Annotated in this window: 17 protein-coding genes, 1 tRNA gene and 1 pseudogene; 8 read left to right on the top strand and 11 right to left on the bottom strand. The window is 70.6% G+C overall.

Features of this window, described 5'->3' with window-relative positions:
• Positions 1-92: 92 nt before the first annotated feature.
• A complete protein-coding gene (locus J3P30_RS15575; RefSeq protein WP_210480451.1) occupies positions 93-794 on the top strand; it encodes a CPBP family intramembrane glutamic endopeptidase in 702 nt (233 codons plus the stop codon).
• On the opposite strand, the gene J3P30_RS07765 is transcribed toward J3P30_RS15575, so the two are convergent.
• From J3P30_RS07765 to J3P30_RS07740, 6 genes are all read right to left on the bottom strand, one after another.
• Positions 775-1,476: a ThuA domain-containing protein gene (locus J3P30_RS07765; RefSeq protein ID WP_210480449.1), complete on the bottom strand. Its 702-nt coding sequence runs from the start codon at positions 1,474-1,476 to the stop codon at positions 775-777. The genes J3P30_RS15575 and J3P30_RS07765 overlap by 20 nt on opposite strands.
• A complete protein-coding gene (locus J3P30_RS07760; protein ID WP_210480447.1) occupies positions 1,473-3,890 on the bottom strand; it encodes a glycoside hydrolase family 2 TIM barrel-domain containing protein in 2,418 nt (805 codons plus the stop codon). Before J3P30_RS07760 ends, J3P30_RS07765 begins: the two co-directional genes overlap by 4 nt.
• 89 nt (positions 3,891-3,979) lie before the next feature.
• Positions 3,980-4,603, bottom strand: coding sequence for a GntR family transcriptional regulator (locus tag J3P30_RS15570; protein WP_307807438.1), 624 nt, complete (start codon positions 4,601-4,603; stop codon positions 3,980-3,982).
• 2 nt (positions 4,604-4,605) lie between these two features.
• Positions 4,606-5,532 carry a DMT family transporter gene (locus J3P30_RS07750; RefSeq protein ID WP_210480432.1) on the bottom strand — a complete coding sequence of 309 codons (927 nt, stop codon included), beginning with the start codon at positions 5,530-5,532 and terminating at the stop codon, positions 4,606-4,608.
• 67 nt (positions 5,533-5,599) lie between these two features.
• Positions 5,600-5,806: a helix-turn-helix transcriptional regulator gene (locus J3P30_RS07745; protein ID WP_210480430.1), complete on the bottom strand. Its 207-nt coding sequence runs from the start codon at positions 5,804-5,806 to the stop codon at positions 5,600-5,602.
• Positions 5,806-6,303, bottom strand: a complete 498-nt coding sequence (locus tag J3P30_RS07740; RefSeq protein WP_210480429.1) for a DUF2975 domain-containing protein — start codon at positions 6,301-6,303, stop codon at positions 5,806-5,808. Before J3P30_RS07740 ends, J3P30_RS07745 begins: the two co-directional genes overlap by 1 nt.
• A 213-nt stretch (positions 6,304-6,516) precedes the next feature.
• Between J3P30_RS07740 and J3P30_RS07735 the strand changes: the two genes are divergently transcribed.
• Positions 6,517-6,942, top strand: a complete 426-nt coding sequence (locus J3P30_RS07735; protein ID WP_210480427.1) for a hypothetical protein — start codon at positions 6,517-6,519, stop codon at positions 6,940-6,942.
• Positions 6,943-6,969: 27 nt separating this feature from the next.
• Here the strand turns inward: J3P30_RS07735 and J3P30_RS07730 are convergent, their stop codons facing one another.
• Positions 6,970-7,992 carry an AAA family ATPase gene (locus J3P30_RS07730; protein WP_210480425.1) on the bottom strand — a complete coding sequence of 341 codons (1,023 nt, stop codon included), beginning with the start codon at positions 7,990-7,992 and terminating at the stop codon, positions 6,970-6,972.
• Positions 7,993-8,298: 306 nt separating this feature from the next.
• Between J3P30_RS07730 and J3P30_RS07725 the strand changes: the two genes are divergently transcribed.
• The 3 genes from J3P30_RS07725 to J3P30_RS07715 all read left to right on the top strand — a co-directional run bounded on the left by J3P30_RS07725 (position 8,299) and on the right by J3P30_RS07715 (position 11,087).
• Positions 8,299-9,039, top strand: a complete 741-nt coding sequence (locus J3P30_RS07725) for a hypothetical protein (RefSeq protein WP_210480422.1) — start codon at positions 8,299-8,301, stop codon at positions 9,037-9,039.
• Positions 9,040-9,186: 147 nt separating this feature from the next.
• A complete protein-coding gene (locus J3P30_RS07720; RefSeq protein WP_210480420.1) occupies positions 9,187-10,050 on the top strand; it encodes a fumarylacetoacetate hydrolase family protein in 864 nt (287 codons plus the stop codon).
• Positions 10,047-11,087, top strand: a complete 1,041-nt coding sequence (locus J3P30_RS07715) for a zinc-binding dehydrogenase (protein WP_210480418.1) — start codon at positions 10,047-10,049, stop codon at positions 11,085-11,087. The genes J3P30_RS07720 and J3P30_RS07715 overlap by 4 nt, the downstream gene beginning before the upstream one ends.
• Here J3P30_RS07715 and J3P30_RS07710 read toward each other — a convergent pair whose 3' ends face one another.
• Entirely contained in the window at positions 11,088-11,432 is a 345-nt protein-coding gene (locus tag J3P30_RS07710) for a hypothetical protein (protein WP_210480416.1), read from the bottom strand.
• Positions 11,433-11,588: 156 nt separating this feature from the next.
• Between J3P30_RS07710 and J3P30_RS07705 the strand changes: the two genes are divergently transcribed.
• A complete protein-coding gene (locus J3P30_RS07705; protein WP_210480414.1) occupies positions 11,589-11,972 on the top strand; it encodes an MmcQ/YjbR family DNA-binding protein in 384 nt (127 codons plus the stop codon).
• 10 nt (positions 11,973-11,982) lie between these two features.
• Here J3P30_RS07705 and J3P30_RS15565 read toward each other — a convergent pair whose 3' ends face one another.
• Together J3P30_RS15565 and J3P30_RS15690 are read right to left on the bottom strand one after the other, a co-directional pair.
• Entirely contained in the window at positions 11,983-12,408 is a 426-nt protein-coding gene (locus J3P30_RS15565) for a TIGR03618 family F420-dependent PPOX class oxidoreductase (protein ID WP_307807437.1), read from the bottom strand.
• A gap of 109 nt (positions 12,409-12,517) precedes the next feature.
• A pseudogene (locus J3P30_RS15690) lies at positions 12,518-12,655 on the bottom strand (cyclophilin-like fold protein); the annotation flags it as partial.
• A 235-nt stretch (positions 12,656-12,890) separates the two neighbouring features.
• Here J3P30_RS15690 and J3P30_RS07695 point away from each other — a divergent pair.
• Together J3P30_RS07695 and J3P30_RS07690 are read left to right on the top strand one after the other, a co-directional pair.
• Positions 12,891-13,226, top strand: a complete 336-nt coding sequence (locus J3P30_RS07695; protein ID WP_210480411.1) for a hypothetical protein — start codon at positions 12,891-12,893, stop codon at positions 13,224-13,226.
• A gap of 61 nt (positions 13,227-13,287) precedes the next feature.
• Entirely contained in the window at positions 13,288-13,626 is a 339-nt protein-coding gene (locus J3P30_RS07690; RefSeq protein WP_210480409.1) for an ATP-dependent DNA ligase, read from the top strand.
• Between the two features lie 313 nt (positions 13,627-13,939).
• Here J3P30_RS07690 and J3P30_RS07685 read toward each other — a convergent pair.
• Positions 13,940-14,012: transfer RNA gene (locus J3P30_RS07685), tRNA-Thr, on the bottom strand.
• Positions 14,013-14,016 lie beyond the last annotated feature (4 nt).

Raw genomic sequence — 14,016 nt, 5'->3', positions numbered from 1 at the left:
TCTCGGAGGACGCAAGACTCCGGTGCCGCTTGCCGTCCGGCAGGTTCTCCGTATATCGCTGTACCGACGGCTGCCGGCGGAAGGACGATGGAGTGGCGACGAGCACGGATCGAGCGGACGCCCGCGTCGAGGAGCGACCGGTCGCGGTCACGATCATCGGCCTCCTCCTCGCTCTCGGCGGGCCGCCTCTCTACGCGCTGGTGGCCGGGCCGGCACTGTTCGGCGAGGGCACGACTCCACTGGCCACGGGCGTCGGCCTCGCCGTCATGTGGGCGCTGTGCATCGCGGTGCTCGCACTCGTGCGCCTCGGCGAGCGCCGTCCCTGGGCCTCCCTGGGGATGCGGTCCCCGGGACTGAAGTGGCTGGCTCTCGCGGTCGTTCTCGGGATCGCGCTGTCGCTGCTCGTGCCCCTGCTCGCGGCGGTGGCCTCGGCCGTCCTTCCACGCCAGGGCGAGGGGACGGTCGGCTCTGTGGCGACGGGGCACCACTGGCTCGTGCTCCTGATCGCCGTCCTCACCGCGGCGGTGACCGAGGAGGTGCTCTTCCGCGGCTACGCGATCGAGCGTCTTCTCGAGCTCTCCGGCTCGAGATGGGTCGCCGGCGGGGTCTCGCTGGCGGCGTTCACCCTGACCCACGCGGCCGGCTGGTCACTCGCGCACGTCGTCGGCGTGGTGATCCCTCTCGGCGCAGCTCTCACGCTGCTCTACCTGTGGCGGCGGAATCTCGTCGTGGTGGTCGTGGCCCACTTCCTGGTCGACCTGCCACTGGTCGTGATCAGTGCGATGACCGCGTGAGCCAGCGCACGATGCGCAGCAGCAGGTCGCGGTGGGCGTCGGAGGCGTACGCGCGCTCGTCGTGCCCGTACGCGTCGTAGGCGGCTCTCCGTCCGTCGGCGTTCCGAAGCCAGACCGATGGCTGGAGGACGCCGTCCTCGTCGGCGTGGCGGTAGAGCCCGAGCACGGGACCGTGGTGGTCGAGGCCGAGATACCGCTCGTCGTCGAGCTCGAATGGGCGGAGCGGGCCGAGCGGGGATCCGTCGGACGACTCCGGGACGGCCGCGAGCCGGCCGAACGGCGGGTGCCACGCCCGGCCGTCGACCCAGCGCGCGCCGATCGTCGTCGCCCAGAGGTCCGAGTCCGGGAAGCTGTTGGCGGCGGCGTGGACGGCGAGGATCGGCGTGGTCGAGAGAAGGCGCTCGAGTCCCGGGCGCGCCTCGAGGGCCGGCGAGGGGAGGCCGTCTCGGGGCTTCCCGAGGTTCGCCACGACGATGCTCGGTGGAGCACCGTCCGTGTATGCGGCGAGGGCGGCGTCGACGTCCTGCGGCTCGTGGACCTCGTACCCGGCGGCGGTGAGGATCTCGCGGAGCCGATCGCTGGTCTGCTCGAACGGATGCCACGGATCGGCGTACCGCCCGACCCCCGTGAGCAGCAGTGCGCGCGGTCGCTCCGCGGCGGGCTGCGCCCCTTCCCCGGTCATCGTACGGTCACCGCCAGCTCGACCGGGTCGAGGCCGGGCGACGTCACCGTCACCCGGATCTCGCCCGCCTCGCGTGGTCGCACCACGGCGAGCGCCCGCCCGTCGAAGGTCCGCCAGGTGGAGGCGTCGAACCGCTCCTCGGTCTTCGGGTTGGCGCTGCACATCCCCGCGAGGACACCGGCGCCGGTGACCTCCACGGTCACGGGCCGGTCGTCGCCGAGAACGAGGCGATCCGCCGCGTCGCGCAGCTCGATCGCGACGAACGAGAGGTCGGCGTCGTCGTCGCGGATCCGGGTGCGGTCGGCGACGGCCGTGAGTCGCGGCGATCCCTCCGCCGTGGTCAGCGCCGTGCGGCCGACCTCGGCGCCGTCCCGGTAGGCGACGGCCGTCAGCTCGCCCGGCCGGTACACCGTCTGGAGCGTCGCGAGCATCGGGCGCCGGTCGCCCACGGGGCCGCGGGCCACCTCCCGGCCGTCAAGCAGCAGGGCCACCTCGTCGGCGTCCGCGTAGACCTCGACGGTGATCGGCCGGCCCTCGTGGCCGGGCCAGGTCCACGAGGAGACGGAGTCGCTCCACGCCCATGGGGACTGCATGGTGACCGTGTGGCCGCTGTGCTCGGCCCGCAGGACCGCGATGTAGGGCTCGGTCCGGAGCCCGAACACGATCTCCCGGTAGTAGGAGACGGGACGGCGCCAGCCGGTGATGTCGAAGTCCCCGGTCCAGGCGGTGAGGTAGGGGTACTCCCGTTCGAGCGCGGCGACCGCCTCGCGGTCCTCGGCGTAGCCGGTCGCGCCGATGCCGACCTCCCCCAGGTAGTCCCATCCGGTCCAGGTGAAGTCGCCGATGACGTTGGCGTTCTCGAGGACCATGGGCCACAGGGCGCCGATCTGGGACGGGAAGGTCTCGGAGCCGACGATCACGCGATGCGGGAACAGCTCCCGGTCCTGCTCGTAGCGGGATTCGGCGTAGTTCAGTCCGAGGACGTCGAGCGCCGCACTGGACTCCGCGGTGCGGCGCGTGACCGCCTCGCTCGAGCCGATCGCGCGGAACGCGCCCTCGGGGCTCGCCATCGCCTCGTTGAGGCCGCCGCCGGCCGCCTCGAGGATGGCGGGCAGCTCGTCGATCACCGCGAGGAACGGGTTGATGCCGTTGGTGACGAGGCGTGTCGGGTCGAGCGCGCGGAGGTGCTCGGCCATCCTGCGGGCCCACCGCGCCCCGTGCGGGCTGCCGACCTCGATGATCTCGTTGCCGATCGAGTACATGATGACGCTCGGGTGGTTCCGGTCCTTGGCGACCATCGCCGCGAGGTCCGCGGCCCACCACTGGGGGAAGTCGGCCGCGTAGTCGTAGGGCGTCTTGAAGCGCGTCCACATGTCGAACGCCTCGTCCATGACGAGGACGCCCAGCCGGTCGCACGCGTCGAGCATGGCCGGCGATGCGGGGTTGTGAGCCGTCCGGATCGCGTTGAAGCCGGCCTGCTTGAGCAGCTCGATGCGGCGCTCCTCCGCCCGTCCGATCGCTGCCGCGCCGAGCGGCCCGTTGTCGTGGTGCACGCACGCGCCGCGCAGGAGAACGGGCTCCCCGTTGATGCGGAGGCCCTTGCGGGGATCGACCGTCACGGTGCGGATGCCGAAGGAGACGACATGGTCGTCGGCCTCGTCCGTGCCGAGGCCGACCCTCGCCGTGTACAGCGCGGGACTGTCCGGGCTCCAGAGCTGGGGGTCGGCGACGTAGAGGCGCTGACGGACGACCGCCGTCTCACCTGGCGCGAGCGTCGACGGGGTCGCGTCGCGCTCCACCTCGCGCGCGTCGGGCGCCGTCGCCGTCGTGCTCACGATCACCGTGCGGGTGCTCAGCCCCGCGTTCGCGACCGTGGTGACGACGTCGACGACGGCCTGGTCCTCCTCGATGCGCACGGTGCTGACCGTCACGCCGTCCGGCACGATGTGCACGGGCGCGTCGACGTGGAGCAGCGCGGGACGGTGCAGGCCGGTCCCCGAGTACCAGCGGGAGTCCTCACCCGAGCGAACCTCGATCCGCAGCTCGTTGTCCTCCCCGTACTTCAGGAAGGGCGTGAGGTCGACGAGGAAGCGCGCGTATCCGTCGGCCCGGTTCCCCGCGAACTCGTCGTTGAGGAAGACCTGGGCGCGGCGGAACGCCCCCTGCAGCTCGAGCCGGACGAGCCGTCCCTCCCACTCGGCGGGCACCGCGAACGTCTTGAGGTAGGAGAAGGCCCCGTGCGGGTGGTAGGCGCCGGCTCCCTTGCCCGGCACGTCCGGCCGGCGCTCGGTGTCGCGCAGCGCGTCGTGCGGCAGCCGCACCGGAACCGGGACGACGTCGCCGGCTTCGGCGGCCGCGAAGGGACCGAGGGGCCGGCGGTACGCCCAGCCGTCGTTGAAGGGCAGCACGGTCACGCGATTCTCCGTCTTCCGCCGCCCCGGTCGGCGGCGGCTCCACTCCTCAGTCTTCTACAGGCGGGACCCGCCGGCGGACGCGCCCGGTCTCAGGCCCTGCTGCGGAGTAGCTCCGTGGTCGACTCCGCGATGTGGGACCGGATCGCCTCGGGACCGAGGGCCTCGACCTCCCGCAGCAGCACCCGGTGCTCCTCGGCAAGGTCCCGCGAGGAGAACACCGTCCGGGTGTGCAGCAGCAGCAGAGCGAGCTCGCCCTCCAGCGTCCGGTACGTGTCCGAGAGCCGGCGGCTCCCCGCGGCGTCCACGATCGCCTGGTGCACGGCTGCGTGGGCGCGCTCGACGTCGATCCAGTCGCTGCCGCGCCTCTCGGCCTCCGCCAGCCTGTCGATCGCCCGATCCACCTCCGAGGACGGGAGCCCGCCGGCGTCCAGGGCCAGGCGCGCCGCCTCGCATTCGAGCGCGGTGCGCAGCTGCTGGAGCTCCCGCACCTGCACCTCGTCGAAGTCCGACACGCGCACCCCGCGGTAGGGCTCGGCCACCAGCAGGCGCTCGGCCGCCAGCGACGCCAGCGCCGCGCGGACCGTGTGCCTGCTCACCTCGAACCGGGCGGCGAGGCGCTCCTCGCGCAGCGGCTGGCCGGGGGCGAGCCGCCCGCTCAGCACCTCCTCCCGCAGTGCGGCGGCGAGGGCGTGGACCGCCGTGGAGGAGCGCACGGTCACAGGGTCGGGGTCTCCGCGACGCGCACGACCGCCGGGCGCCGCGGCGGAAGAGCGAGGATCAGGATCCCCGCCGCGATGGCCGTGACGCCGATCCACGACGACGGCGCCAGGGTCTCGTGCAGGATGAGGAGGCCGAGCAGAGCGGCGGTGATCGGCTCCGCCAGGGTTAAGGTGGACGCGGATGCGGCGGACACGTGCCGCAGTCCCGCCGCGAACAGCAGGTACGCGACCGTGACGGTGGCGACGCCCAGCCAGAGCGTGGTCAGCGCACCGGACGCCGTCCAGAGCCACCGCGTGTCCGTGACGACGAGGAGCGCGAGGCTGACGACGGCGGCGGCCCCGAACACGGCGCCCATGGTGCCGGCTCCTCGCCACCCCGCATCCAGCAGTCGCTTGGACATGACCGCGTAGAGCGCATAGGCCGCACCCGCTCCGAGCGAGCTCAGGAGCCCGAGAACGTCGACACCGCCTCCGGTCGCGCCGCCCGCACCGCCGAGCAGGGCGAGTCCCAGCACGGCGACTGCCGTAGCGACGCCCCAGCGCGCCCCGGGGAAGCGCCGCTCCATCCCCCAGGTCAGGACGCCGGTGAGGAGCGGCGCGGAGCCGAGCGCGACGAGTGTCCCGACGGCCACCCCGTTGCGCTCGGTTCCGAGGAAGAACGCCGGCTGATACGCGACGACGCCGACAGCGCCGATGAGCACGGTGAGCGCCGAGCCCCGCCGATCCAGATGCTTCGCGACGGTGAGGACCGGTGCGGCGCGCCTGGCCGTCAGATACGCCACGAGGGCGAGCAGGGAGCCGCCCACGACGATCCGGGCGGAGCCGAGCGAGAGTGCATCCACTTCCGGGGCACCGAGAGCCTGCGCCGTTCCCGTCGTGCCGAAGAGCACGGCGGCGAGCAGGACCAGGACGACCGGGGGCACCCGAGGATTGTTACACAATCCGTCCCATGCGCGCCCGCCTTGCTGAGGCACGAGGCAGCGCGGGCGCCTACTCCTCGACCCACTCCAGGAGATCCCCTGGCTGGCAGTTCAGCGTCCGGCACATGGCCTCCAGCGTGCTGAAGCGCACCGCCTTGGCCCGGCCGTTCTTGAGCACCGCGACATTGGCCGGCGTGAGGCCTACCCGTTCGGCGAACTCCCCGACGCTCATCTTGCGCTTCGCGAGCTCCACATCGATCCGCACCACGATCGGCATCAGATGACCGCCTCCATCTCCGTGCGCAGGGCCGTGGCCTGGCGCAGCAGCGCCCGCAGGACCGCCACGAGCAGCACGAACACCGCCCCGAGCAGCACCATGCCGAAGAGCACGATCGGGATCCCGGGATCCCTCAATTCCGGGGTGACGTAGATGACCGCCGTCAGATAGCCCGCCAGGCCGAGCAGGAGCAGCCAGGCGGCCACGAACGTCCACACGATCACGTTCACCCAGACCAGGGACGCCTCGCTGAAGATCCGGTCCCGCTTGACCATGGTGAGCAGTCGCCACGTGCAGACGATCACGACCTGGAAGCACAGGATCTCGAGCTCCGTGACGACCAGCATCGGCACGAGCAGGTGCGCCGCCTCGGGCGCCTGCTGGAGATCGTGCCCGATGTCGCCAGGAACACTGAACACCTGCATCACCACCAGGAAGACGAACGCGAGGACGAGCAGTATCCGGAGCGGAGTCACGAGCAGATGCAGCTTCAGCATGCATCGATAGTCGTGCAGTACCTATCGAAAGTCAATAGGGCGGATCGGCGCCGCAGGTCGGAAGAGCCGCTCGCAGACGGCCGCGAGCGGCAGCGATCCAGGCCGCGGCCGACTCCATGCGGCCGCGAGCATGTCGGATGGAGTCGCAGGACCCTGTGCGCCACATCGCCCCCGCCGTAGCATCGGCGGTTCTGCGAGGGCGAGGAGGAGCTGATGGAGCTCGTCAGGCTCGGCGACTGGGAGATGACCTACCGCTCCCTGGAGCTGCTGGACTACGGCGCAGGCGGGCAGATCTACGGCACGTTGACGGGCACGGTCACCGGCGAGCGGCTGAGTGCGCAGTTCGAGCTGACCAACCTGGCGCCGCGGCGCTCCGACAACGTGAACATCCCCACCCTGCGTGGCGTGCTGCGAATGGACGACGGCGCCGTCGCCTACGCCGAGCTGGACGGCGTCTCCGTCCTCCGGCCGGAGGACGGAGCCAGAGCCCACTTCGCCCTGGCCAGATTCCGGACCGGCGACGAGCGGTATATATGGCTCAACACGCTGACGGGGCTTCTCGAGGCCGTGCTCGACAGGGTGGCGCTCGGCGGGCACGTCCACGCTGTGCTCTACGAGTGCCGCCACACGCTCGCCTGAACCCCAGCGACGGCGCGCGCCCGGAGGTCAGCCGAGCCAGCGGCGCCAGCGCGACGGTTCGGGGTCGGTTCCCGGCCCCTCACCCAGGGCACGGGCGGCTTCGGCGATGTCGTCGGCGGTCAGCGTCGTCACGTCGTCTCGGTCCAGCGCATCGAGACTGCGGCCCTCGTCACGCGACAGCCGCAGCGCCTGACGGTTGAGCGCCTGCTCGAACAGCGTGCGCGCGAACCGGGCGTTGCCCGAGTCCTCCCCGGTGTGGAGGCCGGCGAGGATGCGGCGCAGCGTCTGCTCCGCCCCGGGCTCGAGCGTGTACTCGTGCTGCGCAACGATGCTGCCGAAGATGGACTGCAGCTCGTCCACCGAGTAGTCGGGGAAGGTGATCTCCCGCGCGAACCGGGATCGCAGCCCGGGGTTGGAGAGCAGGAAGGACTCCATCAGGCGCGGGTAGCCGGCCACGATGACCACCAGGCGGTGCCGGTGATCCTCCATCCGCTTGAGCAGGACCTCGATCGCCTCCGGCCCGAAGTCGACGCGGCTGTCCTCCGGTGCGAGGGCGTAGGCCTCGTCGATGAACAGGACGCCGTCCAGCGCCCGGCGGATCACCCGATCCGTTTTGAGTGCGGTTGCGCCGACGTACTGCCCCACGAGCCCGGACCGGTCGACCTCGACCAGGTGGCCCTTCTGCAGCAGCCCGACCGCTCGGTACATCTCCGCGAGGAGCCGAGCCACCGTGGTCTTGCCCGTGCCCGGGTTGCCGAGGAACACGAGGTGCTGGGAGGTCGCCACCTCGGGCAGGCCGTGCGCCTTGCGGCGGGCCTGGACCTGGAGGAACGCGACGAGCGCCCGCACCTGCTCCTTGACGGTTTCGAGCCCGACCAGCGCGTCGAGCTCCGCCTGGACCTCGGACAGCGGTCGGGCAGGCCCCGGACGGCCGCCGAAGAGATCGCCCACGAGATCGTCCATGCGCTCGAACCCGGGCCGCTTGAGCTGATCCGCCAGGTGGCCGATGGTCTCGCGGAGGTCGTCGAGAGGGTTGCGGCTGCCGGCCATGCCGGGAGCCTAGTCCCGCAACATCCGGCGCAGCCGAGGGCCGTTGCGCCGGAGCGGCTGCGGAGTGGCAGACGGCTGTCCCCGTCCTCTGGCAGCGGCGCGTCGGCGGGCCCCGAGACCCGATACTGCTCTTCCGAGTGCGCTCTCATCAGGCTAGGTTGTGCGCACCGCGGCCGATGTCGTCCCGGCGCGGACCGCGCGATGGTCGGACCCGAACGAGCCCGGCGGGATCGAGCGAGCATGGCCCGAGGGAACAGACCCGACGAGGGCGCCGCTGGTGAAGCGGCGTCACCCGCCCGGCCTCTGGTGGCGGTTCTCGGGATCATCGCCGCGGCGATCATGGCGGTGGGGTCGGCGGTCCGCCTCCTCGAGTTCGCCCTCTCGGCGCCGCCCGACTCCTTCCTCGACGAGCTGGGGCGCTTCCTCTCGCCCGACGGTGAGAGCAACCTCTGGTCGTGGTTCTCCACCCTGCTGCTCGCGGCCCTCGCCTTCGCCTTCTGCGCTGTCGGCAGCCTCCATCGCCGCAGCGGCGGAGCGGCGGCCCCCTACTACGCGTTCAGCGCCGTCGCGGTCTACATGTCCATCGACGAGAGCGCCAGCCTCCACGAGCGATTCGAGGACTTCATCCCTCAGCGGCTGTTCATGTTCCAATGGCTGATCCTCGGAGTGCCTTTCGCACTCCTCGTCGGCGCCGCCGTCCTGTGGCTGTCCCGTCGACTGCGGGAGCCCCTGCGGCGGCGGCTGCTCGTCGCCGGACTCGTCTTCCTGGCGGGAGCCGTGGGAGTCGAGCTCGTTCAGGCGGTCGTCCTGTCCATCACCGGCTGGCCCCAGTCCGGCGCCGGACGGATCCTCTACGCCGGTGCGGTGATCGTGGAGGAGGCACTGGAGGTCTGCGGTGTGCTCATCGCGCTCTGGGCGGTCCTCCGTGAAGCCGAGCTGCTCGTGCAGAACCGTCAGCTGACGCTGCAGCTTGCTCCGTCGGGTTCCGCTCAGCGCACCGGTCCCGACAGGGGAGGAGAAGGGCGCCACCGCATCGATCGGGCGTGATGATTGTGAGAGAGGGCGCACCCGTTTGAGCGGCGCTGGAAATGGGTGCGCCGCGAGCCGGGCAAAGGGCACCGCAATGCCTCCCGTCTCGCAGCTCGTCCGAGAGAAACTGCCCTCTCCACCACACGTCGAACATCGAGGACTTCCATGAAACTGCTGCGCATCGGTCCCGTCGGCAGGGAGAGACCCGCCGCCCTCGCGGGCGAGGACTCCTATGTCGACCTCTCCGACGTGGCGGACGATTTCGACGAGCGCTTCTTCGGATCGGGCGGCCTCGACCGGATCCTTCCGATCGTGGCGGAGCGTGCCGCCGACCCGGCGGCCGTCCGCTCGCTCGGCGGCGAGCGCGTCGGCGCCCCAATCGCCCGCCCGCACCAGATCCTCTGCATCGGCCTCAACTACAGCGATCACGCGGCCGAGACCGGCCAGGCCGTTCCGACGGAGCCGATCCTCTTCACCAAGTCGCCCAACACGCTCATCGGGCCGAACGACGACGTCCGCATCCCCCGCGGCTCCACGAAGCCGGACTGGGAGGTCGAGCTCGGCATCGTGATCGGGCAGCGCACCAGCTACCTCGACTCGGTCGAGGAGGCCCGGCAGTCGATCGCCGGTTTCGTCGTGGTCAACGACGTCAGCGAGCGCGCCTTCCAGATCGAGCGCGGCGGGCAGTGGTCGAAGGGCAAGTCGGCGGAGACGTTCAACCCGGCGGGCCCCTGGCTGGTCACCCCGGACGAGATCGAGGACGTCCTCGCCCTCGACATGTGGCTCGACGTGAACGGCGTGCGCCGGCAGACCGGGTCGACCTCGACGATGATCTTCGATCCGTACTTCATCGTGCACTACCTCAGCCAGTTCCTCGTCCTGGAGCCCGGGGATCTCATCAACACCGGCACTCCCCCCGGTGTGGGCATGGGATTCCGGCCGCCGATCTGGCTCCAGCCCGGCGACGTCATCGAGCTCGGGATCGAGGGCCTCGGCCGGCAGCGGCAGAACGTCCTGGCGCCGCGATGAAGGCGTTCGTCATCACCGGGCCCGGCCAGGCCGGGATTCAGGAGGTCGAGCCGCCCGCCGCCGGACCCGGCGAGGTCGTCGTCGACGTGCACCGAGCAGGCGTGTGCGGCACCGACGTCGAGCTCTACACCGGCGAGATGCAGTACATCGAGGAGGGCGTCACGACCTTCCCGATCCGCATCGGCCACGAGTGGATGGGAACGGTGTCCGCACTCGGGGACGGCGTCGACCGGCGCTGGCTCGGCCGGCGCGTGACCGGCGACACGATGCTCGGCTGCGGCGTCTGCCGCCGCTGCCGCAGCGGCTATCAGCACGTCTGCGAGTTCCGCGGCGAGCTCGGCATCCGCGACGGCCGGCCCGGCGCCCTCGCGGAGAAGGTCGCGGTTCCCGCCGCCTCACTCCGGGAGCTGCCCGACAGCGTGGACGATCCCCTCGGCGCGCTCGTCGAGCCGGGCGGCAACGCGCTCCGCTCGGTCCAGGGCGCGAACCTCTCCCCCGGCGACCGGGCTCTCGTGCTCGGCCCCGGGACGATCGGCCTCCTCGCCGCACTGTTCGCGAAGGCCGCGGGCGCCGAGGTTCACCTGATGGGACGCAGCGAGCGCTCTCTCGCCTTCGCACGAAGCCTCGGCTTCGATTGCGTCTGGACCGAGGAGGATCTGCCCGACCTGCCGTGGGACGCGGTGATCGAGGCCTCCAACGCCGAGCACCTCCCCGCGAAGGCACTCGACCTCGTCGAGCCGGGCAAGCGCGTCGTCTACGTCGGCCTGGCCGGCAGTCCGAGCCTGATCGACACCCGCATCCTCGCCCTCAAGGACGTCACTGCGGTCGGCATCCTCAGCGCCTCGCCCGGCCTCACCGGGACGATCGAGGCCTACGCGAGCGGAGCCGTCGACCCTCGTCCCCTCATCGCCGCCACGGTCGGCCTCGAGGACGTCGCGGCGGTGCTGGCCGGGGAGCGCCCCGAGGGCGCAGGACCGGGTCCGAAGATCCAGGTCGGCATCGCGGTCGGCGCGAGCATCGGGGAGTACCGGGCCTGATCAGTCCAGACCCAGATCCTGAAACGGATCGTCGTCCTCGATGGGATCGGGATCCGGACTGACCGGAGCAGGCCTCCGCTGCAGGGCCTCGCGCCGTTGCCGGAGCTCCCGGACCGTCTCCTCATCGTCGAGATGCGCGTCCTCGTCGTCCAACTCGATGGTCGTGATCTGACTTGCGGGGCCGATGATGATCTCCGCCCACGTCGGTCTGCCGTCCACGAGAACGGGAATTCGGACGACATCGCTGGTCTCGGATCGCGCCAGCGCCATCGAGTAGCTCAGGACCCCTTCCGCGACACCATCGCTTGTGACCAGCTGTTGATCCGCGTACGAGACGACCCGCATCCTTCAAGCTTCGTCGGCGCGCGCCCCCTGGAGATAGGGCTTGCCCTGCGCCACCTGACTCGCGCGGGCTGTGCGCGAGCGACGCTTGGTCTCGGTGCCGTGAGGGATGGGAGGGGGCACCGGCGTGATCCGGACGGACGCGCGAGGATGTTCCCGATGGACGGGAGAAGCTTGCACGCAATCTCGCAGAACGTGGCGGAACAGCTTCCCGCAGCGGTCCTCACGCACCCCTTCGGGACGGAGTGGGAGGTGTTCAAGGTCAAGGACCGGGTGTTCATGCTGCTGACCGAGGTCACGGGCGAGCCGATCGTCATCCTGAAGGCGGACCCCGAGGACGGCCAAGCGCTTCGGCACACGTACCCCCAGATCACCCCCGGTTATCACATGAACAAGAAGCACTGGATCACCGTGCGGGCGGGCGGTGCGGTCAGCGAGGACCTCGTGCACGAGCTGGTGATCAACTCCTACCGTCTCGTGGTCGCCGGACTTCCCCGACGGGAGCAGCCCGTCGATCCCATCTCCTACGGCCGCCGCCCCTGATCAGCGGCGGCTAGGACGAGGTCGGTCTCCGCTCCGGGGCGAAGCCGCCCCAGCCGTGCCAGCGGACGATGTCCGCTCGCACGCTCACGCGAGGCCGGTGCCGGTTGGAGTATCGGGCCCCGGTGTAGTGCAGGGCGAGTGAGTCGATGTCGGCCAGGTGCGCGTCGTCGGTGATCGACGTCACGAGCAGCTGGAGGCTGACGTGGCTGTACCAGTCGCTGCCGTCGAGCACGGTGAGGGCAGACCTCGGATCGCGCCGCAGGTGAGCCAGACGGACTCGCTCGGCGTCCAGATTGAGGAGGACCGTCCGCTCGTTCTCGAGACGGAACCAGGTGGCCACCGTCACGGGGCGGCCGTCCCTGGCCAGAGTCGCCATCACGGCGGAGTTCGGCTCCTGCAGGAACAGGCGGAGATCGTCGGGGAGCGCAGGAATCACCGGCTGAGTGTAGCCGCGGGCGGGACCGTCGCGGCCCGAGGAGCGATTCCGCCCGGGGCCGGACCGTCGCTGCCCGGCATGCTCTCCATGCAGGAGCGAAAGACAGGCGCGCCACCTTCTCGACGCCGATGAAGTGGGAGAAGGCCAGCTCGAGCGGAAGCAGACGAGCGAGCTGTTCGGCCACCGGGTTGGGATAGCGCTTCCCGTCGAAACCGTCACCGTCAGGCAGTGTGAATAGCAGACGCATCCGGCTTCCCTCCTGTCGCATGCGCGGGCTGGCCGCGGCATCCGCTCACGCTCGATCGCGAACGACGACGACGAACCGGGAGGGATCCCTGTCGGTACACCGGAGCTCGGCCTACAGACCGAGCAAGCGAAGTCAATGCGGTGCCGTGTCCGCTCCCCCGGGCGTACCGTGAAGCGTCGGCTCTTCCCATCCCGGATCGGTCGGTTCCATTCGGACACCCCGGGAAGGCCCTGCGATGCAACGGATCTCGTACTGCGCCGGCAGTTCGTTCGTCACCAGCGACGCAGTCGCCTCCTCTCTCCTCGGATACGCCCGGGAGCTCGTCGCCGCGAATCGGACGGCCGTGGTCGACGTGCCCCTCATCCGCGGTGACGGCGAGGTGGGAGGCGTCAGCCTTCTGCTGACCCCGACGAGCCAGTTGGCGTCGGAGGCTCTCGACTCGCCCTTCCTGGGACGGGGAGAGGCGCACTTCACGAGGACGACCGAAGAGAGCGTCGCCCTCCTGCTCACTCCGCCCAGTCCACGCCCTGATCCGCACGGCTGGCCGGACCCGGGCCTGCATCTCGACTGAGCAGTGCCGGTTGACGGACGGTCGACGGTGGCACGAGTGGAGAGCCGAACGGAACGGGAAGATGGGCAAGTTCACCTATGACTCGACACTCGTCGTCGACTTCGACGATCGAGTTCTCACCCATCTCCAGATCGTCATCGGGGCGAAGCTGCGCAGGCACGAGTCGTTCTACTTCTCCTGGCGAGACGACTCCTCGGTCGGCAACGGCCGCTCGGTGGTGTGGCTCCATCCGTCCATCCCCATCGTGTTCAAGTTCCAGGGCGGTCGGCTGGCGGCCATCAACCGCGAGTGGATCGAGGATCTGATGGATTCAGCGAACTCGTCCGCAGGACTCCGTCTCGTGCCGGAGCCTCCGGAGCTGCGGCGCCGCGGGGAGCTTTCCGATCCGGACGGTGCGTAGGCAGTGCGATCGCGCTGAGTACCTCCCGTTCAACGGTCGACCGTTCGACCCGTGGTCTCGAGAGCGCTCTCCGCTCCGGAATGTTCTGACGGCTGCGTGGTGCCGCCCCGAGGCCGTCGGCGACTTCGCGTGGGTGAGCAGGCGCTCCGGGCCGTCAGCGGTCCATTCGCTCCCCATGCCTACGTGTTGTGGGAGCCGTCCCGAGGAGGGTCAGGCGACCGACCGAACGTCGATCGGAGGTGCCTGAGTGCTCAGCGACTCAGATCTCCGTCCGTCCGGACTGGGAGAAGTGGTCGATGGCCACGCATTTCGGAGCCGCCCAGGGGAATCGAACCCCTGACCTATTCATTACGAGTGAATCGCTCTGCCGACTGAGCTAGGGCGGCGCAC

Source organism: Naasia sp. SYSU D00948 (genome assembly GCF_017916515.1).
In the GTDB taxonomy this organism is placed as follows: Bacteria; Actinomycetota; Actinomycetes; order Actinomycetales; family Microbacteriaceae; genus Naasia.
This window is presented reverse-complemented; position numbering and strand designations above follow the sequence as displayed.

Excerpts from the sequence above, each read along its gene's own strand:
- J3P30_RS07765 (WP_210480449.1), bottom strand. The coding sequence starts at position 1,476 with ATGACCGGGGAAGGGGCGCAGCCCGCCGCGGAGCGACCGCGCGCACTG.
- J3P30_RS07745 (WP_210480430.1), bottom strand. The coding sequence starts at position 5,806 with ATGCCGATCGTGGTGCGGATCGATGTGGAGCTCGCGAAGCGCAAGATG.
- J3P30_RS07735 (WP_210480427.1), top strand. The coding sequence starts at position 6,517 with ATGGAGCTCGTCAGGCTCGGCGACTGGGAGATGACCTACCGCTCCCTG.
- J3P30_RS07720 (WP_210480420.1), top strand. The coding sequence starts at position 9,187 with ATGAAACTGCTGCGCATCGGTCCCGTCGGCAGGGAGAGACCCGCCGCC.
- J3P30_RS07690 (WP_210480409.1), top strand. The coding sequence starts at position 13,288 with ATGGGCAAGTTCACCTATGACTCGACACTCGTCGTCGACTTCGACGAT.
- J3P30_RS07740 (WP_210480429.1), bottom strand. The coding sequence starts at position 6,303 with ATGCTGAAGCTGCATCTGCTCGTGACTCCGCTCCGGATACTGCTCGTC.
- J3P30_RS07710 (WP_210480416.1), bottom strand. The coding sequence starts at position 11,432 with ATGCGGGTCGTCTCGTACGCGGATCAACAGCTGGTCACAAGCGATGGT.
- J3P30_RS07730 (WP_210480425.1), bottom strand. The coding sequence starts at position 7,992 with ATGGCCGGCAGCCGCAACCCTCTCGACGACCTCCGCGAGACCATCGGC.
- J3P30_RS07715 (WP_210480418.1), top strand. The coding sequence starts at position 10,047 with ATGAAGGCGTTCGTCATCACCGGGCCCGGCCAGGCCGGGATTCAGGAG.
- J3P30_RS07705 (WP_210480414.1), top strand. The coding sequence starts at position 11,589 with ATGGACGGGAGAAGCTTGCACGCAATCTCGCAGAACGTGGCGGAACAG.
- J3P30_RS07695 (WP_210480411.1), top strand. The coding sequence starts at position 12,891 with ATGCAACGGATCTCGTACTGCGCCGGCAGTTCGTTCGTCACCAGCGAC.